The 22,085-nt window shown below is 40.7% G+C and carries 36 protein-coding genes; all 36 read left to right on the top strand.

Translation table 11 applies throughout. The features are described 5' to 3' along the window. Positions 1–125: 125 nt before the first annotated feature. The 36 genes from H8B21_RS17275 to H8B21_RS17450 all read left to right on the top strand — a co-directional run bounded on the left by H8B21_RS17275 (position 126) and on the right by H8B21_RS17450 (position 22,048). Positions 126–1,316 carry a serine hydrolase domain-containing protein gene (locus tag H8B21_RS17275; protein ID WP_394366358.1) on the top strand — a complete coding sequence of 397 codons (1,191 nt, stop codon included), beginning with the start codon at positions 126–128 and terminating at the stop codon, positions 1,314–1,316. A gap of 14 nt (positions 1,317–1,330) precedes the next feature. Then, on the top strand, positions 1,331–1,690 hold the full coding sequence (locus tag H8B21_RS17280) for a CoA-binding protein (RefSeq protein ID WP_190315114.1): 360 nt from the start codon (positions 1,331–1,333) through the stop codon (positions 1,688–1,690). Positions 1,691–1,944: 254 nt separating this feature from the next. Next, complete coding sequence (gene rplC / locus H8B21_RS17285; RefSeq protein WP_190315115.1) at positions 1,945–2,562, top strand: 50S ribosomal protein L3; 618 nt, start codon at positions 1,945–1,947, stop codon at positions 2,560–2,562. Positions 2,563–2,569: 7 nt separating this feature from the next. Next, entirely contained in the window at positions 2,570–3,199 is a 630-nt protein-coding gene (rplD, locus tag H8B21_RS17290; protein ID WP_165295081.1) for a 50S ribosomal protein L4, read from the top strand. Position 3,200: 1 nt separating this feature from the next. After that, positions 3,201–3,491, top strand: coding sequence for a 50S ribosomal protein L23 (gene rplW / locus H8B21_RS17295; protein ID WP_130143038.1), 291 nt, complete (start codon positions 3,201–3,203; stop codon positions 3,489–3,491). A 6-nt stretch (positions 3,492–3,497) separates the two neighbouring features. Next, complete coding sequence (rplB, locus tag H8B21_RS17300) at positions 3,498–4,325, top strand: 50S ribosomal protein L2 (RefSeq protein WP_165295080.1); 828 nt, start codon at positions 3,498–3,500, stop codon at positions 4,323–4,325. Continuing rightward, entirely contained in the window at positions 4,325–4,591 is a 267-nt protein-coding gene (rpsS, locus tag H8B21_RS17305; protein WP_037498931.1) for a 30S ribosomal protein S19, read from the top strand. The genes rplB and rpsS overlap by 1 nt, the downstream gene beginning before the upstream one ends. Before the next feature lie 7 nt (positions 4,592–4,598). Next, positions 4,599–5,030: a 50S ribosomal protein L22 gene (gene rplV / locus H8B21_RS17310; protein ID WP_206367345.1), complete on the top strand. Its 432-nt coding sequence runs from the start codon at positions 4,599–4,601 to the stop codon at positions 5,028–5,030. A 12-nt stretch (positions 5,031–5,042) separates the two neighbouring features. After that, positions 5,043–5,837 carry a 30S ribosomal protein S3 gene (gene rpsC, locus H8B21_RS17315; RefSeq protein ID WP_190315116.1) on the top strand — a complete coding sequence of 265 codons (795 nt, stop codon included), beginning with the start codon at positions 5,043–5,045 and terminating at the stop codon, positions 5,835–5,837. 57 nt (positions 5,838–5,894) lie between these two features. Next, positions 5,895–6,317, top strand: a complete 423-nt coding sequence (gene rplP, locus H8B21_RS17320) for a 50S ribosomal protein L16 (protein WP_093364169.1) — start codon at positions 5,895–5,897, stop codon at positions 6,315–6,317. A 92-nt stretch (positions 6,318–6,409) separates the two neighbouring features. Further along, entirely contained in the window at positions 6,410–6,628 is a 219-nt protein-coding gene (gene rpmC, locus H8B21_RS17325; RefSeq protein ID WP_190315117.1) for a 50S ribosomal protein L29, read from the top strand. A 15-nt stretch (positions 6,629–6,643) separates the two neighbouring features. Beyond that, the gene (gene rpsQ / locus H8B21_RS17330) at positions 6,644–6,898 is read left to right on the top strand and encodes a 30S ribosomal protein S17 (protein WP_099370336.1); all 255 of its coding nucleotides are present in this window, start codon (positions 6,644–6,646) and stop codon (positions 6,896–6,898) included. Then, positions 6,898–7,266, top strand: coding sequence for a 50S ribosomal protein L14 (rplN, locus tag H8B21_RS17335; RefSeq protein WP_130143044.1), 369 nt, complete (start codon positions 6,898–6,900; stop codon positions 7,264–7,266). The genes rpsQ and rplN overlap by 1 nt, the downstream gene beginning before the upstream one ends. Before the next feature lie 2 nt (positions 7,267–7,268). Then, positions 7,269–7,613, top strand: a complete 345-nt coding sequence (gene rplX / locus H8B21_RS17340; RefSeq protein WP_223815114.1) for a 50S ribosomal protein L24 — start codon at positions 7,269–7,271, stop codon at positions 7,611–7,613. After that, positions 7,613–8,182, top strand: coding sequence for a 50S ribosomal protein L5 (gene rplE / locus H8B21_RS17345; protein ID WP_190315118.1), 570 nt, complete (start codon positions 7,613–7,615; stop codon positions 8,180–8,182). The genes rplX and rplE overlap by 1 nt, the downstream gene beginning before the upstream one ends. Then, entirely contained in the window at positions 8,175–8,444 is a 270-nt protein-coding gene (rpsN, locus tag H8B21_RS17350) for a 30S ribosomal protein S14 (RefSeq protein ID WP_105717618.1), read from the top strand. Before rplE ends, rpsN begins: the two co-directional genes overlap by 8 nt. A gap of 145 nt (positions 8,445–8,589) precedes the next feature. After that, a complete protein-coding gene (gene rpsH, locus H8B21_RS17355) occupies positions 8,590–8,988 on the top strand; it encodes a 30S ribosomal protein S8 (RefSeq protein ID WP_190315119.1) in 399 nt (132 codons plus the stop codon). A 23-nt stretch (positions 8,989–9,011) separates the two neighbouring features. Continuing rightward, positions 9,012–9,566 (top strand): 50S ribosomal protein L6, encoded by a 555-nt coding sequence (gene rplF, locus H8B21_RS17360; RefSeq protein ID WP_190315120.1) that lies wholly within the window; start codon positions 9,012–9,014, stop codon positions 9,564–9,566. Between the two features lie 5 nt (positions 9,567–9,571). Beyond that, positions 9,572–9,925: a 50S ribosomal protein L18 gene (rplR, locus tag H8B21_RS17365; protein ID WP_190315121.1), complete on the top strand. Its 354-nt coding sequence runs from the start codon at positions 9,572–9,574 to the stop codon at positions 9,923–9,925. Between the two features lie 11 nt (positions 9,926–9,936). Beyond that, a complete protein-coding gene (gene rpsE, locus H8B21_RS17370; protein WP_190315122.1) occupies positions 9,937–10,455 on the top strand; it encodes a 30S ribosomal protein S5 in 519 nt (172 codons plus the stop codon). Positions 10,456–10,460: 5 nt separating this feature from the next. Then, a complete protein-coding gene (rpmD, locus tag H8B21_RS17375) occupies positions 10,461–10,640 on the top strand; it encodes a 50S ribosomal protein L30 (RefSeq protein WP_190315123.1) in 180 nt (59 codons plus the stop codon). A 116-nt stretch (positions 10,641–10,756) separates the two neighbouring features. Beyond that, on the top strand, positions 10,757–11,203 hold the full coding sequence (rplO, locus tag H8B21_RS17380) for a 50S ribosomal protein L15 (RefSeq protein ID WP_190315124.1): 447 nt from the start codon (positions 10,757–10,759) through the stop codon (positions 11,201–11,203). A gap of 6 nt (positions 11,204–11,209) precedes the next feature. After that, complete coding sequence (gene secY / locus H8B21_RS17385) at positions 11,210–12,553, top strand: preprotein translocase subunit SecY (RefSeq protein ID WP_190315125.1); 1,344 nt, start codon at positions 11,210–11,212, stop codon at positions 12,551–12,553. Positions 12,554–12,560: 7 nt separating this feature from the next. Next, entirely contained in the window at positions 12,561–13,343 is a 783-nt protein-coding gene (gene map / locus H8B21_RS17390) for a type I methionyl aminopeptidase (RefSeq protein ID WP_190315126.1), read from the top strand. Between the two features lie 76 nt (positions 13,344–13,419). Further along, entirely contained in the window at positions 13,420–13,638 is a 219-nt protein-coding gene (infA, locus tag H8B21_RS17395; RefSeq protein WP_021071231.1) for a translation initiation factor IF-1, read from the top strand. Between the two features lie 47 nt (positions 13,639–13,685). Further along, entirely contained in the window at positions 13,686–13,802 is a 117-nt protein-coding gene (ykgO, locus tag H8B21_RS17400; RefSeq protein ID WP_130143056.1) for a type B 50S ribosomal protein L36, read from the top strand. Positions 13,803–13,831: 29 nt separating this feature from the next. Further along, positions 13,832–14,209, top strand: coding sequence for a 30S ribosomal protein S13 (gene rpsM, locus H8B21_RS17405; RefSeq protein ID WP_165295066.1), 378 nt, complete (start codon positions 13,832–13,834; stop codon positions 14,207–14,209). Positions 14,210–14,219: 10 nt separating this feature from the next. Further along, positions 14,220–14,609: a 30S ribosomal protein S11 gene (rpsK, locus tag H8B21_RS17410; protein ID WP_093364145.1), complete on the top strand. Its 390-nt coding sequence runs from the start codon at positions 14,220–14,222 to the stop codon at positions 14,607–14,609. A 68-nt stretch (positions 14,610–14,677) separates the two neighbouring features. Next, a complete protein-coding gene (gene rpsD / locus H8B21_RS17415; protein WP_130143059.1) occupies positions 14,678–15,286 on the top strand; it encodes a 30S ribosomal protein S4 in 609 nt (202 codons plus the stop codon). A gap of 89 nt (positions 15,287–15,375) precedes the next feature. After that, the gene (locus H8B21_RS17420; RefSeq protein WP_105717630.1) at positions 15,376–16,368 is read left to right on the top strand and encodes a DNA-directed RNA polymerase subunit alpha; all 993 of its coding nucleotides are present in this window, start codon (positions 15,376–15,378) and stop codon (positions 16,366–16,368) included. Between the two features lie 76 nt (positions 16,369–16,444). Then, positions 16,445–17,047 (top strand): 50S ribosomal protein L17, encoded by a 603-nt coding sequence (gene rplQ, locus H8B21_RS17425; RefSeq protein ID WP_190315127.1) that lies wholly within the window; start codon positions 16,445–16,447, stop codon positions 17,045–17,047. A 135-nt stretch (positions 17,048–17,182) separates the two neighbouring features. Next, positions 17,183–18,319, top strand: coding sequence for an aspartate aminotransferase family protein (locus H8B21_RS17430; protein WP_190315128.1), 1,137 nt, complete (start codon positions 17,183–17,185; stop codon positions 18,317–18,319). An 82-nt stretch (positions 18,320–18,401) separates the two neighbouring features. Continuing rightward, positions 18,402–19,367, top strand: a complete 966-nt coding sequence (locus H8B21_RS17435; RefSeq protein ID WP_190315129.1) for a Rossmann-fold NAD(P)-binding domain-containing protein — start codon at positions 18,402–18,404, stop codon at positions 19,365–19,367. Between the two features lie 17 nt (positions 19,368–19,384). Further along, complete coding sequence (argB, locus tag H8B21_RS17440; RefSeq protein WP_190315130.1) at positions 19,385–20,179, top strand: acetylglutamate kinase; 795 nt, start codon at positions 19,385–19,387, stop codon at positions 20,177–20,179. An 8-nt stretch (positions 20,180–20,187) separates the two neighbouring features. Further along, positions 20,188–20,988, top strand: coding sequence for a pyrroline-5-carboxylate reductase (proC, locus tag H8B21_RS17445; RefSeq protein ID WP_190315131.1), 801 nt, complete (start codon positions 20,188–20,190; stop codon positions 20,986–20,988). After that, a complete protein-coding gene (locus H8B21_RS17450) occupies positions 20,981–22,048 on the top strand; it encodes a M20 family metallo-hydrolase (protein ID WP_190315132.1) in 1,068 nt (355 codons plus the stop codon). The genes proC and H8B21_RS17450 overlap by 8 nt, the downstream gene beginning before the upstream one ends. The last annotated feature ends 37 nt before the right edge of the window (positions 22,049–22,085 follow it).

Raw genomic sequence — 22,085 nt, forward strand, 5'->3', positions numbered from 1 at the left:
CGATGTCCTTTTTTGTATAAATGATAGAGAATAATCCTTGATTTTTCCTTTAATAAATATTAATTTGGAACAGTAGCATTTATTTAATTTAAACCGTAATATATTTGAGAGGCAGTTCAGTGAGTATACATTTTTTGAAGATCGTAATTATCAGTTTATTTATTGGCTTGGTGTCTTGTTCTTCGCCCGAGGCAAAGCAAAAGAAAATAGAACAGAAACAGCAAAAGCAGGAAGAGAAAGACAGCATTGCGCTCGTTTATAAACCAGCAGATGGAAATCAGGAATTAGATGCCTTTATGCAGAATTTACATCGGAAATTGGCTTTTAACGGGAATGTATTAATAGCAAAAAAAGGTAAAATAATTTATCAAAATACATTCGGTTGGGCGGACTATCTCCATAAGGATAGTTTGAAGATTACCTCTAAATTTGAGCTGGCTTCGGTTTCCAAACCGCTTACTGCATTAGGTGTATTGAAATTAGTGGAAGAGGAGAGATTACGATTAGACCAGACGGTAAATGACTTTTTTCCAGATTTTCCCTATCCTAACATCACTATACAAATGCTATTGAGCCACCGCAGTGGTCTTCCGAACTATGTCTATTTTTCGGAGGACGCTTGGAAAGACCGGACAAAAGCAATGAGCAACATGGATGCCATGGACTTACTGATAGAACACAAGCCTATGCGGTACGGAGCCCCTGATGGTCGCTTCCACTATAATAATTCCAATTACATGGTGTTGGCGTCCATTATAGAAAAAGTGACAGGACAGGATTTTGCGGTATATATGAAAGAATCGATTTTTGATCCTGCCGGCATGAAAAATACAGCTGTATTGTCGAAAGCGGTGTATGATAAAATTCCGACGGATGTTATTGGTCACGATAGGGTGTGGAGGAGATCTGTGGTACAAAACTACTTGGATGGACCTGTTGGGGACAAAGGCATCTACAGCACCGTGCAGGATTTATTCTTACTGGACATCGCGCTGAAGGACGGGAGAGTTATCGGTGAAGCCATGCTAGACTCTGCTTATGTGCCACGCAGCGATGCAAAGCGTAGCCTTTTTAGTTATGGTTACGGTTGGCGGACGTTTTCGCCTCAAGAAGCTCAAATAGTTTACCATACAGGATGGTGGCATGGATTTCGTAATCTATATGTAAGAGATCTGACAAACGATATCACAATTGTTCTGTTGTCCAATATGGTAAATGGTAGTTTGGTAAAATTAGACGACTTGTATAAAATTTTGAAAATGCCTATTTTGAGGCAAAATGCTTATAATGCAAATGGTGATTTCATTGTCAACTAACTTATGTTCAATTTATGAAGAAGACACTTATTGTTGGTGCAAGCACTAACCCCGCCCGCTATGCTTATTTGGTAGCAAATAAGTTAGTTCGCAAAGGATACCCGATTGTGAATGTAGGAAGAAAGAAAGGTAAAGTGGCGGGTGTAGATATCGAAGATATGGACGATATCCATACAGATATCGATACAATTACATTGTATGTCGGTCCGCAGAACCAATCCATCTATTACGATTATATTTTGCAAACAAAACCCAAGCGTGTAATTTTTAATCCGGGTACGGAGAATAGGGAATTGAAGCAAAAACTTGAAGAAGCTGGGATCGAAACGGTAGAAGCGTGTACGCTGGTGATGTTGAATACAGGACAATATTAATAAAGCTTAGACGGAATGCGGTGCGTTTAAAATGCGCTGTACGAAAGGGTAGGTATAATCCTTTTTGCTGTTAAGTTAGGTATAAATCTTTTAGAGGTGCACCCCCTGCGCCTCTATCTTTTTAAAAAAAAATAATGCGCTAACTGTTTGATACTTATAAAATTCTTTCTACCTTTGCAATCCCTTTATGGGGAAAGTGTGTCTTGAGCGAAGCCCTACTGCTTCGATGGACGATTAATTAATTTATTTATAAGATGTCAGGAATTATTGGTAAAAAAGTAGGAATGACCAGCCTGTTCGATGCGGAAGGGAAGAACATCCCTTGTACAGTAATTGAGGCTGGGCCGTGCGTGGTAACGCAGATACGTACGGTAGAAAAGGATGGCTATTCTGCTGTTCAACTTGGCTATGATGATGCCAAAGAAAAGAACACGACGGCTCCTTTAAAAGGACACTTTGCAAAAGCAGGGGTTAGTCCTAAGCGTAAACTAGTTGAATTCAAAACCTTTGAGGATGAGAAACAACTAGGTGACACGGTGGATGTCACTATCTTTGAAGAAGGCGAATACGTTGATGTAGTCGGTACTTCAAAAGGTAAGGGTTTCCAGGGTGTAATGAAGCGTCACGGATTTGGTGGTGTAGGTGGTGCAACTCACGGTCAGCACAACAGACTACGTGCTCCAGGTTCATTAGGTGCTGCTTCTTGGCCTTCTCGCGTATTCAAGGGAAAACGCATGGCAGGTCGCACAGGCGGAGACAGAGTGAAAATTCAAAACTTACAAGTTTTGAAAATTTATCCTGATCAAAACCTTATTGTTGTTAATGGTTCCGTTCCAGGAGCTAAAGGTTCTTATGTAATCGTAGACAAATAGTAGAGAGATGGAAGTTAATGTATTAAATTTATCAGGTAAAGAAACAGGTGCCAAGGTGCAGCTTCCTGAGTCAGTATTCGGCGTAGAGCCAAACGACCATGCGATCTATTTGGATGTGAAACAATACCTAGCAAACCAACGCCAAGGAACACACAAATCGAAACAACGTAATGAGATCGCGGGTTCTACTCGTAAATTACACAAACAAAAAGGTACTGGTGGTGCCCGTGCAGGTTCTATCAAATCTCCATTGTTTAATGGTGGTGGACGTGTATTTGGTCCACAGCCTCGTGATTATTCGTTCAAATTGAACAAAAAGTTAAAGCAGGTGGCGCGTAAGTCCGCATTGAGCTACAAAGCTAAAGAGAACAACATCTTGGTATTGGACGAAGTAAACTTCGATGCAATCAAAACCAAAAACTATGTATCGTTCATCAATGCATTGAACTGTGCTGACGAGAAAACTCTTCTCGTATTGCCAACAGAAAACAAGAACGTTTATTTATCAAGCAGAAACTTGAAAAAAGCAAAGGTTATCGTTGCAGCAGATTTAAATACGTATGATGTATTGAATGCTACAAAACTTTTGTTGACGACAGATTCTGTTAAAACTTTGGAGGAAGCATTCGCTAAGTAATATGGAAATTATCAAAAAACCTATTTTAACTGAGAAAGCTTCGTTATTGACGGAGAAATTAAACCGTTACGCTTTCAAGGTTGACCACAGAGCTAATAAAATCCAGATCAAACAAGCTGTTGAAGAAATGTTCGGTGTGACTGTTTTGGCGGTTAACACAGCAGTTGTTGCCGGTAAGGCAAAAAGCCGTTATACAAAAGCAGGTTTCGTATCCGGAAGAGCTCCTAAATATAAAAAAGCCATCATCACAGTGAAAGATGGTGAAACTATTGACTTTTACAGTACACTATAATAAGAAATGGCAGTTAAAAGATTCAAACCGGTTACCCCTGGTACTCGCTTTAGAGTAGGTGCTGACTACTCGGACGTTACAACTAACGTTCCTGAGAAATCATTAGTAGTTGGTATCGTTAAAAAATCAGGTGGTCGTAATAAGTCCGGTAAAATGACTATGCGTTATCTCGGTGGGGGACATAAAAAAGTATACCGATTAATTGATTTCAAACGCGATAAAAAAGATATCCCTGCAAAAGTTGCTACCATAGAGTACGATCCAAACCGTACTGCACGTATTGCTTTGTTGCACTACGCTGATGGTGAAAAACGTTACATCATTGCTCCAGCTGGATTAACAGTTGGCCAAACGATCGTAGCAGGTGATAAAGTAGCCCCAGAAATAGGCAATACATTGCCACTAGCAAACATTCCACTAGGTTCAATCATCCATAATATTGAGTTGAATCCTGGTCAAGGAGGATCTATTGCTCGTTCGGCTGGTACGTACGCGCAGTTGTCTGCTCGTGACGGTAAGTATGCCATCATTAAATTGCCTTCAGGCGAGACACGTATGATCTTGTTAACATGTGTTGCTACTATCGGTTCCGTATCGAACGCAGAGAAAGCAAACCAAGTATTAGGTAAAGCAGGTCGTAAACGTCATTTAGGCCGTCGTCCTCGCGTTCGTGGTGTGGCTATGAACCCGGTTGATCACCCAATGGGTGGTGGTGAAGGCCGTTCATCAGGAGGTCACCCTCGCTCACGTACAGGTGTGTTAGCTAAAGGCTTCAAAACACGTGCTAAGAAGAAAATATCGAATCGTTACATCATTGAGAGAAGGAAAAAATAATGGCTCGTTCAATTAAAAAAGGTCCTTATATCGATCACAACTTAGAAAGAAAAGTTCTTTCTATGAATGAAACAAACAAAAAATCAGTAATCAAGACATGGTCTCGTAGATCTATGATTTCACCTGATTTTGTTGGTCATACCTTCGCAGTGCACAACGGGAATAAATTTATCCCTGTTTATGTAACAGAAAATATGGTTGGTCACAAGCTTGGTGAATTCGCGCCTACGCGTACATTCAAAGGCCACGCAGAAAAGAAAAAATAATTAGGTAATGGAAGCAACAAAAAAACTCAAAAAATCTGTCTTAATCAGACAGCGCAAAGAGCAGGAAAAAGCTCAAGTAGGAGGAGCTTCTACTGCCAAGTTATTGAACTGCCCTACTTCACCGCGTAAAATGCGTTTAGTGGTAGATCTTATCCGTGGCGAAAAAGTGGAATCGGCTCTTTACATCTTGAAACATTCAGGAAAAGAAGCTGCTGCTCGTGTTGAGAAATTATTATTATCAGCCATCAAAAACTGGGAAGCAAAGAATGAAGGTGCTTCTTTGGAAGACAGCGCTTTGTATGTGAAAGAAATACAAGTAGGTGGTGGTCGCCAATTGAAGAGATTGCGTCCAGCTCCACAAGGTCGTGGCTATAGAATTCGTAAACGTTCAAACCATGTAACTTTGGTAGTAGATAGTTTAAACAACGTAAACAACTAATTTATTATAAGAATGGGACAAAAAGCAAATCCAATAGGTAGCAGATTAGGTATCATCAAAGGATGGGACTCTAATTGGTTCGGAGGCAACAACTATTCTGATAAGTTAGTTGAGGACGAAAAAATCAGAAAATATCTTTCTGTACGTATCGCAAAAGGAGGCGTAGCAAAGGTTGTTATTGAAAGAACTTTGAAACGCATCACGGTTACTATCCATACGGCTCGTCCGGGAATCGTTATCGGTAAAGGTGGTCAGGAAGTGGACAAGATTAAAGAAGAGTTGAAAAAATTGACGAAGAAAGACGTTCAAATCAACATCTTCGAAATCAAACGCCCCGAGCTTGATGCCAAATTGGTAGCAGAAGGCATTGCTAAACAGTTAGAAGCACGTATTTCATTCCGTCGTGCAATGAAAACAGCGATTGCTTCAACCATGCGTATGGGCGCTGAAGGTATCAAGGTAATGTGTTCAGGTCGTTTGGGTGGTGCTGAAATGGCGCGTACCGAGCAATATAAAGAAGGAAGAACACCTTTGCACACATTCCGTGCCGACATCGACTATGCATTAGCAGAAGCTTTAACGACTTACGGTAAGATCGGTGTGAAAGTTTGGATCTGTAAAGGTGAAGTTTACGGTAAACGTGACTTATCTCCTAACATCGGACAAACATCAAACACGAAAACCCGTGGTGGAAATGAAGGTGGTGGCGACCGTGACCGTCGTGACAACCGTAAAGGTGGCGGACGTGGCGGAAACCGTGGTGGAAACAATCGTGGCGGAAACCGTGGTGGTTCAAACAGAGGATAATTAATTTACAGATTAAAACAGATATCCGCCAGTTGGCGGATTAAATAAAATACGAACATGTTACAGCCAAAAAGAACGAAGTTCAGAAAGATGCAGAAAGGCCGCATGAAAGGTAACGCTTCTCGTGGAGCGGAGTTAGCTTTCGGTTCTTTCGGTATCAAGTCAATGGAGCCAGCATGGATCACCAGCCGCCAGATTGAGGCTGCACGTATTGCCGTAACACGTTATATGAAACGTGAAGGTCAAGTGTGGATCCGTATTTTCCCTGACAAACCTGTTACCAAGAAGCCTGCAGAGGTACGTATGGGTAAAGGTAAGGGTGCTCCTGAATACTGGGTAGCCGTAGTGCGTCCAGGCCGTATGTTATTTGAAGCAGAAGGCGTACCTTTGGAAGTTGCCAAAGAAGCGTTGCGTTTAGCTGCTCAAAAATTACCGGTTCAAACGAAGTTTGTTATACGTAGAGACTACGTAGAAGCATAAAACGTTGGTAATGTCAATAGTTTGGTCTTGTGTCCGTTACACGCAGGATGTTGTATAAACAAATTGATAACCCAACTCAACACTGAAAGAAAATGAAGAATTCAGAAATTATCGAATTATCACAAGAGGAACTTACAGCTCGTCTCGAACAAGAGAAGACTGCTCTTAACAAGTTGAAATTTGCACATGCTGTTTCTGCTATTGAGAACCCTAATGCGATCAAAGCAGCGCGCAAAACTATCGCTCGTATCTCGACAGAGATTTCAAAACGTAGAATTGCTGCGAAATCCGAAACAGCCGCTGAGGCATAAATGTAAAGTCGAAAAATGGAAAGAAATTTAAGAAAAACAAGAATCGGCTTGGTAGTTAGCAACAAGATGGACAAATCTATCGTAGTAGCTGTTGAACGTAAAGTAAAACACCCTATCTATGGTAAATTTGTGAAAAAAACTACCAAATTTAAAGCTCATGACGAAACAAATACCTGCGGTATCGGCGATACGGTATTAATCATGGAAACTCGTCCGCTGAGTAAAACAAAGAACTGGAGATTGGTTGAAATATTAGAAAGGGCTAAATAATGGTACAACAGGAATCAAGATTAAATGTGGCCGACAACTCGGGAGCTAAAGAAGTTTTAGTAATCCGTGTATTAGGCGGTACGCGTAAGCGTTATGCATCTATCGGTGATAAAGTTGTTGTTACCGTGAAGAGCGCTTTACCTTCAGGAAACGTGAAGAAAGGAACCGTTTCTAAAGCAGTAGTCGTACGTACGAAAAAAGAAATCCGTCGTAAAGATGGTTCTTACATCCGTTTCGATGACAATGCTGCTGTATTGTTAAATAATAATGATGAACCACGCGGAACACGTATCTTCGGCCCAGTAGCTCGGGAATTACGTGAGAAGCAGTTCATGAAAATTGTATCACTAGCACCGGAGGTTTTATAATTATGGCACAGAAGAAAAAAACAACTACGCACAAAATCAAAATCAAAGCAGGAGATTTAGTGAAAGTTATCGCCGGTAACTCTAAAGGTGTTCAGGGAAAAGTTCTACAAGTTGTAAAAGAGACTAATAGAGCGGTTGTAGAAGGCGCTAATATTGTTAAAAAACATACGAAGCCTAGTGCAGCTAACCCTAACGGTGGTATCATTGAGAAAGAAGCTGCTATCCACATTTCTAATCTAGCGTTGATCGATCCGAAAACAGGTGAGCCTACTCGTGTTGGTCGTCGTGTAAATGCAGATGGCAAAATTGTTCGTTACGCAAAAAAATCAGGGGAGGAAATTAAATAATGACTTACGTACCAAGATTAAAAGCGAAATATGCGGAAGAAATCCGTACAACGCTAAAGGAAAAATTCCAGTATAAGAGCGTTATGCAAGTTCCGAAGCTTGAGAAAATTGTTGTATCGCAAGGTATCGGTGCTGCTACAGCTGATAAAAAATTAATTGACAACGCTATATCGGAGTTAACTTTAATTACTGGTCAGCAAGCAGTTTCTACGAAATCAAAGAAAGATATCTCTAACTTTAAATTGCGTAAAGGAATGCCTATTGGTGCACGTGTAACATTGCGCGACAACAATATGTACGAATTCCTTGACCGTTTGGTATCTGTATCTTTGCCTCGTATCCGCGATTTCCGTGGTATCAATGAGAAAGGTTTTGACGGAAGAGGTAACTATAATTTGGGTATCACTGAGCAGATTATTTTCCCAGAGATCAATATTGACAAGATCAATAAAATCCAAGGTATGGATATCACTTTTGTAACTTCGGCTGACAATGATGTAGAGGCTTTGGAGTTGTTGAAACAATTCGGTTTACCGTTCAAAAATCAAAATACAAACAACAATGGCTAAAGAAGGAATAAAAGCACGCGAAATCAAGCGTCAGAAATTGGTAGCTAAATATGCAGAGAAACGTGCGGCCTTGAAAGCTGCAGGAGATTATGCAGCTTTAGATAAATTACCAAAGAATGCTTCGCCAGTACGTTTGCACAACCGTTGTAAACTAACTGGTCGCCCTAAAGGATATATGCGTCAATTTGGTATCTCCCGTGTAACTTTCCGCGAGATGGCATTGGACGGTAAAATCCCGGGAGTGAAAAAAGCTTCTTGGTAATCAGAAAAAAAACATTTACTTTTGCCCGGGCAAATCCGACTAGGATTTGTCGGGTTTTTTTTCGTTTCGAAAATATTTATTAACGGACGACAGGTCTTTGGCTTCGGTTAGTCACGGAAACCATTGTCATAATTTCAATTATATAATGAATACAGATCCAATAGCGGATTACCTTACACGAGTAAGGAATGCCATCAAGGCCAACCACAGGGTTGTTGAAATTCCTGCATCGAACCTTAAAAAAGAAATTACCAAAGTTCTTTTTGATAAAGGTTACATTGCTAATTACAAATTCGAGGAAAACAATCCTCAGGGTAGCATCAAAATAGCTTTGAAGTACCATCCAATTAGCAAAATTCCGGCTATTCGCACATTGACACGTGTGAGTAAACCTGGTTTAAGAAAGTATGCAGGTGTTGACAGCATGCCTCGTGTTTTGAATGGTTTGGGTATCGCGATTCTGTCTACTTCCAAAGGAGTAATGACAGATAAAGAGGCCCGTCTACAAAACGTAGGTGGTGAAGTTTTATGTTACGTTTATTAATCTAGGTAAAAAACACAAAAGAAATGTCAAGAATTGGAAAAGCGCCTATCGCCATTCCCTCGGGAGTGACGATCACGGTATCAGATAAGAATCTGGTAACAGTAAAAGGTCCAAAAGGCGAATTAACACAACAGGTAGATAGCGACATTACCGTTAAACAAGAAGATGGTCAAGTCGTAGTTACACGCCCTACCGAACAAAAAAGACACAAATCATTACATGGTTTGTACCGTGCCTTAATCAATAACATGGTTGTTGGTGTTACGGAAGGTTATAAAACTACACAAGAACTAGTCGGTGTAGGTTACCGTGCAACAAGTACAGGTAACACACTAGAGTTAGCCTTAGGTTTCTCTCACCCGATTGTTTTCATATTGCCAAAGGAAGTTAAAGTAACAACTACTTCAGAAAAAGGTAAAAACCCTACCGTTACTTTGGAAAGTGCAGACAAGCAGTTGATCGGTCAGATCGCCGCGAAAATCCGTGGCTTCCGTAAGCCTGAACCTTACAAAGGAAAAGGTGTTAAGTTTGCAGGTGAAGTATTAAGAAGAAAAGCAGGTAAATCAGCTAAAAAATAATAACCATGGCAGGAAATAAAACATCTCGCAGAGAGCGAATCAAAAAAGGAATAAGAAAAAGCCTGACTGGAACGGCTGAGCGTCCACGTTTATCCGTTTTTAGAAGTAACAAAGGTATTTATGCTCAGGTTATCGATGACGTGGCTGGAAAAACTTTAGCTTCAGCGTCTTCAAGCTCTAAAGATTTTGCCGCAAGCGGTACGAAAATTGAGCAATCGAAAGCTGTAGGTAAATTAGTGGCGGAGAAAGCTGTAGCAGCAGGTATTAGCAAAGTAGTTTTTGACCGTAATGGGTACTTATACCATGGCCGTGTGAAATCATTGGCTGAAGGTGCTCGCGAAGGCGGTTTAGACTTTTAATCAATAAGAACATGGCAGTAAGCAATATAAAAAGAGTAAAATCAAGCGAAATTGAATTAAAAGATCGCTTAGTGAGCATCCAGCGCGTAGCGAAAGTGACTAAAGGTGGTCGTACCTTCAGTTTCTCTGCTATCGTTGTTGTGGGTGATGAAAATGGTATCGTAGGATACGGTCTTGGTAAAGCAAAAGAGGTTACTGAAGCTATTACCAAGGGTATCGATGATGCGAAGAAGAACTTGATTAAAGTGCCTATCATCAATGGTACAGTTCCTCATGCACAACATGGCAAATTCTCCGGAGGTCGCGTTTTGATTAAACCAGCTGTTGACGGTACAGGGGTACTGGCAGGTGGTGCAATGCGTGCCGTATTGGAGAGTGCGGGTATTAAGGACGTATTAGCGAAATCATTGGGTTCATCCAATCCGCACAATGTCGTGAAAGCAACAGTTGACGCATTAGTAAAGCTTCGTGATGCATACACAGTTGCCCAAAACCGCGGCGTCGATTTAAACAAAGTATTTAACGGTTAATTATCATGGCAAAAATCAAAATCACCCAGATAAAGAGCGTTATCGACAGAAGCGAGCGCCAAAAGAGAACTATTCAAGCCCTTGGTTTGAAACGTATCAATCACTCGGTAGAGGTTGAAGCTACACCATCTGTTATCGGTATGGTAAGAAAAGTCAACCACTTGGTAGCGATAGAGACAGTTTAAATTGAATAGTGAATGGAAAGGATTTCGGATTCTTTCCATTCCGTTTATTAATTAATTATTCATCGTTACGACCTGTTTAGTGAGAGCGAAGGCGTAACACAACATTTTAAGACAAAATGAATTTAAGTAGTTTAAAACCAGCTAAAGGTTCTGTTAAGAACAGAAAACGTATCGGTAGAGGTCAAGGATCCGGACGCGGTGGTACATCGACCCGTGGGCACAAAGGTGCTGGTTCACGTTCAGGACATTCTACAAAGATCGGTTTCGAAGGCGGTCAAATGCCTTTGCAACGTCGTGTACCTAAGTTTGGTTTCAAAAACATGAATCGCGTCGAGTATAAAGGAATTAACTTAGACGTCTTGCAAGAGCTGATAACCAAGCACAACTTAACAGCTATTGACTTCGATACGTTAAAAACGCATGGATTGGTAGCCAAAAAAGACTTGGTGAAAATCTTAGGTCGTGGTGAGTTAACTGCTAAAATAGAAGTTAAGGCTCACGCTTTTTCTGCTTCGGCGCAGAAAGCTATTGAAGCTGCAGGTGGTTCTATCGAAAAACTATAAAATTACATGAAGAAACTAATCACAACCTTAACCAATATATGGAAAATAGAAGATTTGCGCAATCGTATTATTACGACATTGCTTCTTCTTCTTATCTACCGTATTGGTTGTCACGTGGTTCTACCGGGTGTCAACCCTGATGCATTAGTGGCTAGAAGTAGCGAAGGAAACAGCATATTGGACTTAATTAATATGTTTGCCGGAGGATCATTCTCTCGCTCGGCAATTTTCGCTTTGGGTGTAATGCCTTACATTTCTGCATCAATCGTTGTTCAGTTATTGGGGATAGCGGTTCCTGCATTTCAGAAAATGCAAAAAGAAGGCGAATCGGGTCGTAAAAAAATGACACAGATTACGCGTTATCTGACATTGGCGATTACGTTGGTTCAGGCAGTGGCTTATGTGAAAACACAAGTTCCTGCAGAAGCGAAGACATTAGCTGAGCCAATGTTCACTATTCTTTCTGCAATCGTATTGACAGCAGGTACCTTGTTTGTGATGTGGCTTGGTGAAAAAATTACAGATAAAGGTATTGGTAATGGTATTTCCTTAATTATTATGGCGGGTATCATTGCGCAGTTACCAGCAGGTATCGTGGCAGAGTGGGGATCTCGTATGAGTCCTAGTGGTGGCGGGCCTATTCCGTTCTTATTGGAATTTGTCGCGCTTTTCTTTGTTGTGATTTTTGCCATCTTAGTGGTGCAGGGGATCCGTAAAGTTCCCGTACAATATGCTAAGAAAATTGTTGGTAATAAACAAGTGGGCGGCGTGCGCCAGTATATTCCTTTAAAGGTGAATGCTGCGGGCGTTATGCCTATTATCTTTGCGCAAGCTATTATGTTCTTGCCAATGGCTTTATCCCAGTTTTTCCCGGATTTACAGTCTGATTTTTTAGCATCATTGAGTAACTATACATCTGTTGCTTACAATGTAACATTTGCTGTTCTCATTATCGCGTTTACATTTTTCTATACCGCAATTATGGTAAACCCGCAGCAGATGTCTGAAGACATGAAGAAGAATGGTGGTTTTATTCCTGGAATTAAGCCGGGTTATGATACGAATATCTTTATCGATAACGTCATTTCACGTATTACTTTCCCGGGAGCAATATTCATTGCGATTATTGCCATACTGCCTGCCTTAGCCGCTAAATTAGGTGTGAATAATCAATTTGCACATTTCTATGGCGGTACTTCTTTATTGATTTTGGTGGGTGTAGTGCTAGATACATTACAGCAGATTGAGAGCCATCTGTTGATGCGTCATTATGATGGATTGATGAAGACAGGAAGGGTAAAGGGGCGTTCGACAGCTACAGTAGAAGGCATCGATCAATCAGCACTTTAATAAATAAATGTCTAAAGCTTATTATAAAACAGAAGAACAAATCGAGCAAATACGAGAGTCCGCAAAGGTGCTCTCGTTATTGCTTGGTGAAATTGCAAAGGAAATAGAACCTGGAATCACCACTTTATCGCTGGATAAGTTAGCCTATGATTTTATCCATGACCATGGTGGTACACCTGCTTTTCTGAACTATCAAGGTTTTCCCTATTCGCTTTGTATATCTGTGAACGATCAGATTGTTCATGGATTTCCGAGTGATTATATACTGAAAGAAGGCGATATTGTTTCGGTGGACGGAGGTGTTAATCTGAAGGGTTTCATTAGCGATTCTGCATATACTTTTGGTGTAGGCGAAATTTCAGCAGAAGCACAGCAATTGCTGGATGTCACGAAAGCTGCTTTATATAAAGGTATAGAACAGGCGATCTCTGGCAGACGTGTGGGCGATATTTCATTCGCTGTGCAGGAACACGTCGCTCCTTACAATTATGGTATAGTTAGAGAATTGGTGGGACATGGTGTAGGCTTGCATCTACATGAAAAGCCGGAGGTACCAAATTATGGAAGACGTGGTTATGGGCCTAAGTTAGAGACCGGCTTGGTCATTTGTATTGAGCCGATGATCAACGCTGGCAAAGCAGGGGTAAAGTTTTGGGACGATGGATGGACGGTAAGTACTATCGATGGGAAGCTATCTGCGCATTTTGAACAAATGGTTGCGATCAGAAAAGGTACTCCGGATGTACTGTTGACTTTTGAACACGTGGAAGAAGTTTTGGGTAAAAAGTAGTTGGTTTTCAATATTTTTTATTTATCTTTGCACTCCTGTTTGTACAGGCTAAAAAAAGTAAATTAAGTTAGGATATATGGCTAAGCAAGCCTCAATAGAACAAGACGGTATAATTAAAGAAGCGCTTTCTAACGCGATGTTCCGTGTAGAATTAGAAAATGGGCACGAAATTATCGCGCATATTTCCGGTAAGATGCGTATGCACTATATTAAGATTCTACCTGGAGATAAAGTTAAGTTGGAAATGTCTCCTTATGATTTGACAAAGGGGAGGATTACGTATCGCTATAAATAGCGGTTGTTTTTCTTTCCGGTATAATTGGCTTTTAAAATACTACAACAATGAAAGTTAGAGCATCAATAAAAAAACGTAGCGCGGATTGTAAGGTTATCCGTCGCAAAGGAAAGGTTTTTGTAATCAACAAAAAGAACCCTAAGTTCAAGCAACGTCAAGGGTAGTTTATTAACATAATCGCTTAAAGTATTATATGGCAAGGATAGCAGGTATAGATTTACCTAAAAACAAAAGAGGCGTAATAGGCCTTACCTACATTTTCGGTATCGGTCGTTCAACTGCGGCTTATATTTTGAAAAAAGCAGGTATCAGTGAGGATGTTAAAGTATCTGAATGGAATGATGATCAATTGACAGCCATCCGTAACATCATCAACGACGAAATTAAAGTTGAAGGTGCTTTGCGTTCTGAGGTTCAGTTGAACATCAAACGTTTGATGGATATCGGTTGTTACCGTGGTTTACGTCACCGTAAACATTTACCCCTTCGTGGTCAACGTACAAAAAACAACTCTCGTACCCGTAAAGGTAAACGTAAAACAGTTGCAAACAAGAAAAAAGCTACTAAATAATAATTAAGAAATGGCTAAAAGTAAAAAGGTTACTAAAAAGCGTATCGTTGTTATCGAGCCTGTTGGTCAAGCTCACATTAACGCTACCTTTAACAACATCATCATTACTTTGACAAACAATCAAGGTCAAACTATTTCATGGTCATCAGCTGGTAAAATGGGCTTCAGAGGTTCTAAAAAGAATACTCCGTATGCTGCTGGTCAAGCTGCTCAGGATTGTGGTAAAGTTGCACATGACCTAGGTTTACGTAAAGTAGAAGTTTTTGTGAAAGGACCAGGTGCTGGACGTGAGTCAGCTATCCGTACGTTACAGACTGTTGGAATCGATGTGACTACGATCAAAGACATCACCCCACTTCCACACAACGGTTGTCGTCCTCCAAAACGCAGAAGAGTTTAATAATTTTTATTGTTTAAGATAAGATTCGTCAGCTATAGGCTGATAGATACTTCAAACAGAGAGAAAAAATGGCAAGATATACAGGACCTAAGTCCAAAATCGCACGTAAATTCAGAGAGCCTATCTTCGGCCCTGATAAGGCGTTAGAAAAAAAGAATTATCCTCCAGGACAACACGGTCCGTCAAAAAGAAGAGGTAAACAATCTGAATATGCTATTCAGTTGTTGGAAAAACAAAAAGCAAAATATACTTACGGTGTTTTGGAGCGTCAGTTCCGTACATTGTTTGCAAAAGCATCAGCAAAACAAGGTATCACAGGTGAGAACTTCTTGAGATTATTGGAAGCTCGCTTAGATAATGTTGTTTACCGTTTAGGTATTGCTCCAACACGCGCAGCAGCTCGTCAGTTGGTTTCACACAAACATGTTACCGTTAACGGAGAAGTCGTTAACATTCCATCATATAGCTTACGTCCAGGCGATGTAATTGCCGTTCGCGAGCGCTCTAAATCTTTAGAAGCTATCGTAGCTTCTGTAGAAGGAAGAAAGATCAACAAATTTAGCTGGTTAGAGTGGAACGCTAATGAATTAACAGGAACGTTCGTTTCTTTCCCGGAAAGAGTTGATATTCCAGAGAACATTAAAGAAAACTTAATCGTAGAGTTGTACTCTAAATAGTAATTAATAGGAGTGAGCCTAGTCTAGAAAGGTTAGGCTTACTCTTATTATATTTTACGTTAATAATAAAAACTTTTAAAAGAAAATAAATGGCAATTTTAGCATTTCAAAGACCGGATAAAGTTATCATGCAAAAATCAACTGATTTTGATGGTACTTTCGAATTTCGTCCATTAGAGCCTGGTTTTGGTGTAACTATTGGTAATGCTTTGCGCCGTATTTTATTGTCCTCATTAGAAGGATATGCAATTACGTCGGTAAGGTTTTCAGGCGTTTCGCACGAGTTTTCTACTATCAAAGGGGTTGTTGAAGATGTTACGGAAATCATTTTGAACTTGAAACAAGTTCGTTTCAAGAAAACCGGTGAACAAGGTGATAGTGAAAAGATCTTTGTCGTTATCAATGGTCAAGATCAATTTAAAGCGGGCGATATTACGAAGTTCTCCAATAATTTTACGGTTTTAAACCCTGACTTAGTTATCTGTAACATGGATAATTCAGTTACTATAGAGGTAGAGCTTTCAGTAGCTAAAGGACGTGGTTATGTAAATGCTGAAGAAAATAAAGTTACAGACGGTCCGGTAGGTTTTATCGCTGTAGATTCTATTTACACGCCAATTAAGAACGTAAAATACACTATCGAGAACTATCGGGTAGAACAGAAAACTGACTATGAGAAATTGTTGTTGGATATTTCTACCGACGGTTCTATTCATCCTGAGGAGGCCTTGAAAGAAGCAGCCAAAATTTTGATCCAGCACTTTATGTTATTCTCTGACGAAAATATGTTGTTAGAGTCGCAAACAAAAGAGGAAACCAAAGTTGTTGACGAGGAAATTTTGCATATGCGTAAAATTTTGAAAACGGAGTTGGTTGATCTGGATCTTTCTGTTCGTGCGTTGAACTGTTTGAAAGCGGCAGATATCCGTACATTGGCAGAGCTGGTGACTTACGACGTAGCGGATATGTTGAAATTCCGTAACTTCGGTAAGAAATCATTGAGCGAAATTCAAGAGCTAGTTAAATCGAAAGGTTTGTCGTTCGGCATGAATTTATCCAAATATAAGTTGGACGAAGAATAATATTTAAATTAACAAATAAGCGACCTGTTGCGTAATTCCCTGGTTGGCCAGACGGTACGCACAAAAACACAAAAAAATGAGACACGGAAAAAAAGTAGACAAATTAGGGCGCACTGACAGTCACCGTAAGGCGATGTTAGCCAATATGGCGACTTCATTGATCAAGCATAAGCGTATCACAACAACTTTGGCTAAAGCTAAAGCGTTGCGTAAGTACGTAGAGCCGTTGATTACAAAATCAAAAAATGATACGACGCATTCTCGCCGTACGGTATTCTCCTACGTAAAAGACAAGGAAGCAGTTACAATCTTATTCCGCGAAATTTCGGAAAAAGTAGCTTCTCGTCCAGGTGGCTATACACGTATCATCAAGTTGGAAAACCGTCTTGGTGACAACGCGGAAATGGCATTCATCGAATTGGTCGACTACAACGAAGTTTACGGTCAAACAGCGAAAGCCGAGAAGAAAACAACTCGCCGACGTGGTGGTAAAAAGAAAGCTACTGAAAAAACTGCTGAAGTTGAAGCAGCTGAGGTTGAAGTAGCTGAAGAAGTGGAAGCGACGGAAGAAGTTAAAGAAGAAGCTCCTAAAGCAGAAGCAGCAGCAGAGGAAACTCCTGCGGCGGAAGAGACTCCTGCAACAGAGGAATCTTCGGATACAGAAGAGAAAAAAGATTAATATTTTATCTCATTAATGAAAAGCCCGTCAAACATCTTGACGGGCTTTTTTATTTCATATTTACTTATTATTTTCAGCACGTTACGTTATATTTGCGTATAGTATTTTATCCATACCCGTTTATTTTTTTCATACATGGATTTATTTAATGTTTATCCCATAAACCCTATTAATATAGTTAGAGCAAAAGGGTCTAGCGTTTGGGACGCAGCCGGTACGGAGTACCTTGATCTATATGGTGGGCATGCGGTGATCTCCATCGGACACAGCCATCCACATTATGTAGAAACCCTCACCAAGCAACTGAATCAAATCGGATTCTATTCAAATTCCGTGGAAATTCCTTTGCAGAAACAGTTAGCACGACAGTTGGGCGAGATGTCGGGCAAAGATGATTATGCTTTGTTTCTGTGTAATTCAGGAGCGGAAGCTAATGAAAATGCGTTAAAATTAGCGTCGTTCCACAACGGGCGTAAAAAGATTATCGCTTTTACCAAGGCTTTTCACGGACGTACTTCGTTGGCTGTGGCGGCGACAGATAACCCCGCTATTGTTGCACCTGTTAACCAGACGGACAACGTGGTGTTTCTCCCCTTTAATGATGAAGAGGCATTAACTCGGGCTTTTCAAGATTTTGGTGATGAAATTTCTGCTGTGATCATCGAAGGTATACAAGGCGTAGGTGGAATACGGGAAGCTTCTGTTTCTTTCCTGCGGCTGATCCGTTCACTTTGTGATCAGTATGGAACGGTGTTTATTGCAGATGCCGTACAATGTGGCTATGGCCGTACCGGTGATTTTTATTCACAAGATTATGCTGGTGTAGACGCAGATATTTATTCCATGGCGAAAGGAATGGGAAATGGATTTCCTATTGGTGCTATCAGCATATCACCTAAATTTAAAGCTTCTTTTGGTATGTTAGGGACAACTTTTGGTGGTAATCATCTCGCATGTGCCGCGGCAATCGCCGTACTAGACGTGATGAAGCAGGAGAATTTATTGGGGAATACACAAAATGTTGGGAACTATCTCATCACGGAATTGAAAAAGTTTGATAAAGTGGAAGAGGTAAGAGGTAGAGGGTTAATGATCGGAATGGTATTGCCGGACGAATTATCGAATGTGAAAAAAGATCTACTGTTAAAGAATAGAATTTTTACGGGAGAAGCTAAACCTAATATTATTCGGATTTTGCCTGCTCTGAATATCACAAAGGATATTGCAGATATATTTTTAACTGCACTTGACGAACGTTTGAAAGCGTCTTAAAATTGAAGACTTTATTATACTAATTTAGATATTCAACACTGGCCATTGATTATTGATCATTGGTCACTTTTAACCTTGAAAGATGGACAAATTTTTTTCAGTTGCTGATATTGATGATTTAGATTCGGTTGTGCAAGAAGCATTGTCGTTGAAAACCAATCCATATAATTGGCGGGAACTGGGTAAGAACAAAACATTAGGTTTGGTGTTTCTGAATCCAAGTCTGCGTACGCGGTTAAGCACCCAAAAAGCGGCAATGAGCCTCGGTATGGATGTGATGGTCATCAATATGGATAAAGAAGGCTGGGCATTGGAAACCCAAGATGGCGTAATCATGAACGGAACAACAGTGGAACATATCCGGGAAGCTGCTGCTGTAATGGGTGAATATTGCGATATCTTAGGCTTACGTTCTTTCCCGAGCTTGAAAGATAAAGAAGCTGATTATACAGAGGAACTGTTTAATAAGTTTGTGAAATTTTGTCGTGTTCCGGTGGTTTCTTTGGAAAGTGCTACACGCCATCCTTTACAAAGTTTAACGGACTTAATTACCATTACCGAACATAAAAAGGTGACTAAACCTAAAGTTGTGCTGGCTTGGGCACCTCATGTAAAAGCATTGCCTCAAGCCGTTCCGAATTCTTTTTCAGAATGGATGTGCAAGGCGCAGGAACAAGATCTGGTTGATTTCACCATTGCGCATCCTATAGGATATGAATTGAGCGAAGAATTTACAACGGGAGCGCGCATTGTGAACGATTTAGATCGTGCTTTGGAGGAAGCTGATTTTGTATACGTAAAAAACTGGTCGTCCTATCACGATTATGGAAAGGTGTTTCCAGTGGAAGGAGATTGGTTGATGACCAATGCGAAATTAGGTTTGACGAATGATGCTAAAGTGATGCATTGTTTACCTGTACGGCGAGATTTAGAGCTCTCCTCAGAGATTCTTGATGGACCTAATTCTTTAGTCATCAAAGAGGCCGGTAACCGTGTGTGGGCAGCCCAAGTAGTATTAAAACGTATGTTGGAAAATCTTAAAAAGTAAAATTATTTAATTTATCTATGGGAAGTGGGTTGCATATTATTAAAATCGGGGGAAATGTCATTGATGACGATGTTCAGTTGCAAAGTTTTCTAGAGAAATTTGCAGCATTACAAGGCAAAAAAATATTAGTCCACGGCGGAGGAAAGATAGCCACGCGAATTGCTGCAGATTTAGGTATTGAGGCAAAATTGGTTGATGGCCGACGTATTACAGACAAACAGATGTTGGATGTTACGACGATGGTGTATGCAGGTCTAACAAATAAACATGTTGTCTCTTCTCTGCAAAAATTTGGGTGTGATGCATTAGGATTATGCGGAGCAGATGGTAATACAATTAAAGCAATTAAGCGTCCTGTTCGAGAAATTGACTATGGATATGTTGGGGATATTTTGGTAGATTCGGTAAATACCCTTAGTATAAAGAAGTTTTTGGAAGCAGGTTTTACTCCGGTATTTTCAGCTATTACCCATAATGGCTTGGGACAACTACTAAACACCAATGCGGATACTATTGCTTCGGCGTTAGCTGTTTCGTTGGCAAAGATTTATGAAACCAAGTTAATTTACTGCTTTGAAAAAGATGGTGTGTTGCGTAATGTGGATGATCCCGAATCTGTCATTAAATCTATAAAAGCCGATGAATTCGAAAAACTGAAAGCAGAGGAAGTGATTTATGAAGGGATGATTCCGAAACTGGAAAATGCTTTTGAAGCACTTGGGAAAGGGGTGAAAAATGTATATATTGGCAATGCCTTAAACCTACATAAATATCAACAAGGGGAATTTGGCACTTGTTTGTTATCGAAATAGACTAAAAAATGAGCAAAATTACGATAATCGGTAGTGGAAATATTGGACTTTCCCTTGCCAAAGGGCTCGTGAAATCTGGACAGTATATTGCCGCTGATATCACGCTAACGCGCAGAAACCTCGTTAATCTTCAAGAGGAGGCGGCGCTCGGCTTTCAAGTAAGCGATAATAATGCACAGGCAGCTTTAAATGCTGAAATCGTCGTGTTGGCTATTCTACCGCAACAACTTCGTAAAGTATTGGAAGAGGTGAAAGATAGCGCGCGTGCCGAGCAGATTATTGTTTCTGTGGTGTCGGGTGTAAGTTGTGCTGACATCAAACAAGTGTTAGGCGCAGACAAATTGGTCGTACGGGCGATGCCAAATACAGCGATTGCCATTGGACAGTCCATGACATGTATTGCGACTGACAATGCTGCGGACGGAGAAATAAAAAAGGTAGAGCAATTATTCGAATCAGTGGGGGCTGTGGTGGTTATTCAAGAAGACCTCATGACGTCTGCAACTGCCCTTTGCGCATGCGGTATCGCTTTTTTCTTACGCGCTATCCGAGCAGCTTCGCAAGGAGGGGTAGAAATAGGTTTCCATGCGCATGATGCCTTAAAAATGGCTGTACAAACAGCTAAAGGTGCGGCAGACTTACTATTGCAAACACAAAATCACCCAGAAGGAGAGATTGATAAGGTGACTTCACCTAAAGGGTGTACGATTGCAGGGTTGAACGAAATGGAGCATAATGGATTCAGTTCGGCATTCATAAAAGGAATAAAACTGTCCGCAGAAAAGGCAGGGGGGCTATATAATGAGTAAGAGTGTAGCCCGTTTGATAGAAGAAGCGACGTCGCTATTGAAGCAATTGATAACTCTGCCCTCTTTTAGCAAAGAAGAAAACGACACAGCAGATTTGTTGTGTCGTTTTTTTCATGAAAGGGGGGTGGTGTATGAACGTCTAGGTAACAATGTGTGGGCTTATAATAAATACAGAGACGATTCGAAACCTAGTATCCTGTTGAATTCCCATCACGATACGGTAAAACCGAATAGCGGCTATACAAAAGATCCGTTTGTTCCGACGGTGATGGAAGGTAAGCTATATGGTTTGGGAAGCAACGATGCTGGAGGGTGTCTAGTATCGTTAACAGCCGCATTCTTGTATTATTATGAACAAGAGGATTTACGCTATAATATTTGTTTATTAGCATCTGCAGAAGAGGAGATTTCGGGAAAAAATGGCGTTGAGGAAGCAATAAAGCATATCGGGCGGTTCGATTTTGCTATTGTTGGGGAGCCTACCCAACTGCATATGGCTGTGGCAGAAAAAGGGCTGATGGTGTTGGATTGTGAGGCTGTTGGTATTGCTGGACATGCCGCGCGGGAGGAGGGAGAGAACGCCATTTATAAGGCGATGGCGGCGATAAATTGGTTTCGTACCTTTCAATTTCCGAGAGTTTCATCTCACTTAGGTCCTGTAAAGATGTCTGTTACTGTCGTAAATGGTGGCACACAGCATAATGTCGTGCCGGCATCTTGTACATTTGTCGTCGACGTACGTACCACTGATGTTTATAACAACCAAGAGGTTCTGGACATCATCAAGCAGCATGTTTCGGTTAAGGTAACCCCCCGTTCCACAAGGCTCAATCCTTCTACGATTGAATTGGATCATCCGATTGTACAATCGGGTATAAGTTTGGGAGCAAAGACATTCGGTAGCCCGACAATGAGCGATCAGGCATTGTTACCTATTCCCTCTGTAAAAGTAGGGCCGGGCGATTCGGCCAGATCGCATTCTGCAGATGAGTATATATTTTTAACAGAAATTGAACAAGGCGTTGCTTTTTATATTGATTTATTGAGGAATATCCTGTAAAAAAGAGAAAAAGGGGCGGAATTCTGCCCCTTTTTCT

Source organism: Sphingobacterium chuzhouense, from assembly GCF_014692525.1.
Lineage (GTDB): Bacteria > Bacteroidota > Bacteroidia > Sphingobacteriales > Sphingobacteriaceae > Sphingobacterium > Sphingobacterium chuzhouense.

What these genes read in the sequence shown, in the direction of transcription:
- H8B21_RS17280 (WP_190315114.1), top strand. Translation starts at nt 1,331, where the DNA reads ATGAAGAAGACACTTATTGTTGGTGCAAGCACTAACCCCGCCCGCTAT.
- rplC (WP_190315115.1), top strand. Translation starts at nt 1,945, where the DNA reads ATGTCAGGAATTATTGGTAAAAAAGTAGGAATGACCAGCCTGTTCGAT.
- rplD (WP_165295081.1), top strand. Translation starts at nt 2,570, where the DNA reads ATGGAAGTTAATGTATTAAATTTATCAGGTAAAGAAACAGGTGCCAAG.
- rplW (WP_130143038.1), top strand. Translation starts at nt 3,201, where the DNA reads ATGGAAATTATCAAAAAACCTATTTTAACTGAGAAAGCTTCGTTATTG.
- rplB (WP_165295080.1), top strand. Translation starts at nt 3,498, where the DNA reads ATGGCAGTTAAAAGATTCAAACCGGTTACCCCTGGTACTCGCTTTAGA.
- rpsS (WP_037498931.1), top strand. Translation starts at nt 4,325, where the DNA reads ATGGCTCGTTCAATTAAAAAAGGTCCTTATATCGATCACAACTTAGAA.
- rplV (WP_206367345.1), top strand. Translation starts at nt 4,599, where the DNA reads ATGGAAGCAACAAAAAAACTCAAAAAATCTGTCTTAATCAGACAGCGC.
- rpsC (WP_190315116.1), top strand. Translation starts at nt 5,043, where the DNA reads ATGGGACAAAAAGCAAATCCAATAGGTAGCAGATTAGGTATCATCAAA.
- rplP (WP_093364169.1), top strand. Translation starts at nt 5,895, where the DNA reads ATGTTACAGCCAAAAAGAACGAAGTTCAGAAAGATGCAGAAAGGCCGC.
- rpmC (WP_190315117.1), top strand. Translation starts at nt 6,410, where the DNA reads ATGAAGAATTCAGAAATTATCGAATTATCACAAGAGGAACTTACAGCT.
- rpsQ (WP_099370336.1), top strand. Translation starts at nt 6,644, where the DNA reads ATGGAAAGAAATTTAAGAAAAACAAGAATCGGCTTGGTAGTTAGCAAC.
- rplN (WP_130143044.1), top strand. Translation starts at nt 6,898, where the DNA reads ATGGTACAACAGGAATCAAGATTAAATGTGGCCGACAACTCGGGAGCT.
- rplX (WP_223815114.1), top strand. Translation starts at nt 7,269, where the DNA reads ATGGCACAGAAGAAAAAAACAACTACGCACAAAATCAAAATCAAAGCA.
- rplE (WP_190315118.1), top strand. Translation starts at nt 7,613, where the DNA reads ATGACTTACGTACCAAGATTAAAAGCGAAATATGCGGAAGAAATCCGT.
- rpsN (WP_105717618.1), top strand. Translation starts at nt 8,175, where the DNA reads ATGGCTAAAGAAGGAATAAAAGCACGCGAAATCAAGCGTCAGAAATTG.
- rpsH (WP_190315119.1), top strand. Translation starts at nt 8,590, where the DNA reads ATGAATACAGATCCAATAGCGGATTACCTTACACGAGTAAGGAATGCC.
- rplF (WP_190315120.1), top strand. Translation starts at nt 9,012, where the DNA reads ATGTCAAGAATTGGAAAAGCGCCTATCGCCATTCCCTCGGGAGTGACG.
- rplR (WP_190315121.1), top strand. Translation starts at nt 9,572, where the DNA reads ATGGCAGGAAATAAAACATCTCGCAGAGAGCGAATCAAAAAAGGAATA.
- rpsE (WP_190315122.1), top strand. Translation starts at nt 9,937, where the DNA reads ATGGCAGTAAGCAATATAAAAAGAGTAAAATCAAGCGAAATTGAATTA.
- rpmD (WP_190315123.1), top strand. Translation starts at nt 10,461, where the DNA reads ATGGCAAAAATCAAAATCACCCAGATAAAGAGCGTTATCGACAGAAGC.
- rplO (WP_190315124.1), top strand. Translation starts at nt 10,757, where the DNA reads ATGAATTTAAGTAGTTTAAAACCAGCTAAAGGTTCTGTTAAGAACAGA.
- secY (WP_190315125.1), top strand. Translation starts at nt 11,210, where the DNA reads ATGAAGAAACTAATCACAACCTTAACCAATATATGGAAAATAGAAGAT.
- map (WP_190315126.1), top strand. Translation starts at nt 12,561, where the DNA reads ATGTCTAAAGCTTATTATAAAACAGAAGAACAAATCGAGCAAATACGA.
- infA (WP_021071231.1), top strand. Translation starts at nt 13,420, where the DNA reads ATGGCTAAGCAAGCCTCAATAGAACAAGACGGTATAATTAAAGAAGCG.
- ykgO (WP_130143056.1), top strand. Translation starts at nt 13,686, where the DNA reads ATGAAAGTTAGAGCATCAATAAAAAAACGTAGCGCGGATTGTAAGGTT.
- rpsM (WP_165295066.1), top strand. Translation starts at nt 13,832, where the DNA reads ATGGCAAGGATAGCAGGTATAGATTTACCTAAAAACAAAAGAGGCGTA.
- rpsK (WP_093364145.1), top strand. Translation starts at nt 14,220, where the DNA reads ATGGCTAAAAGTAAAAAGGTTACTAAAAAGCGTATCGTTGTTATCGAG.
- rpsD (WP_130143059.1), top strand. Translation starts at nt 14,678, where the DNA reads ATGGCAAGATATACAGGACCTAAGTCCAAAATCGCACGTAAATTCAGA.
- H8B21_RS17420 (WP_105717630.1), top strand. Translation starts at nt 15,376, where the DNA reads ATGGCAATTTTAGCATTTCAAAGACCGGATAAAGTTATCATGCAAAAA.
- rplQ (WP_190315127.1), top strand. Translation starts at nt 16,445, where the DNA reads ATGAGACACGGAAAAAAAGTAGACAAATTAGGGCGCACTGACAGTCAC.
- H8B21_RS17430 (WP_190315128.1), top strand. Translation starts at nt 17,183, where the DNA reads ATGGATTTATTTAATGTTTATCCCATAAACCCTATTAATATAGTTAGA.
- H8B21_RS17435 (WP_190315129.1), top strand. Translation starts at nt 18,402, where the DNA reads ATGGACAAATTTTTTTCAGTTGCTGATATTGATGATTTAGATTCGGTT.
- argB (WP_190315130.1), top strand. Translation starts at nt 19,385, where the DNA reads ATGGGAAGTGGGTTGCATATTATTAAAATCGGGGGAAATGTCATTGAT.
- proC (WP_190315131.1), top strand. Translation starts at nt 20,188, where the DNA reads ATGAGCAAAATTACGATAATCGGTAGTGGAAATATTGGACTTTCCCTT.
- H8B21_RS17450 (WP_190315132.1), top strand. Translation starts at nt 20,981, where the DNA reads ATGAGTAAGAGTGTAGCCCGTTTGATAGAAGAAGCGACGTCGCTATTG.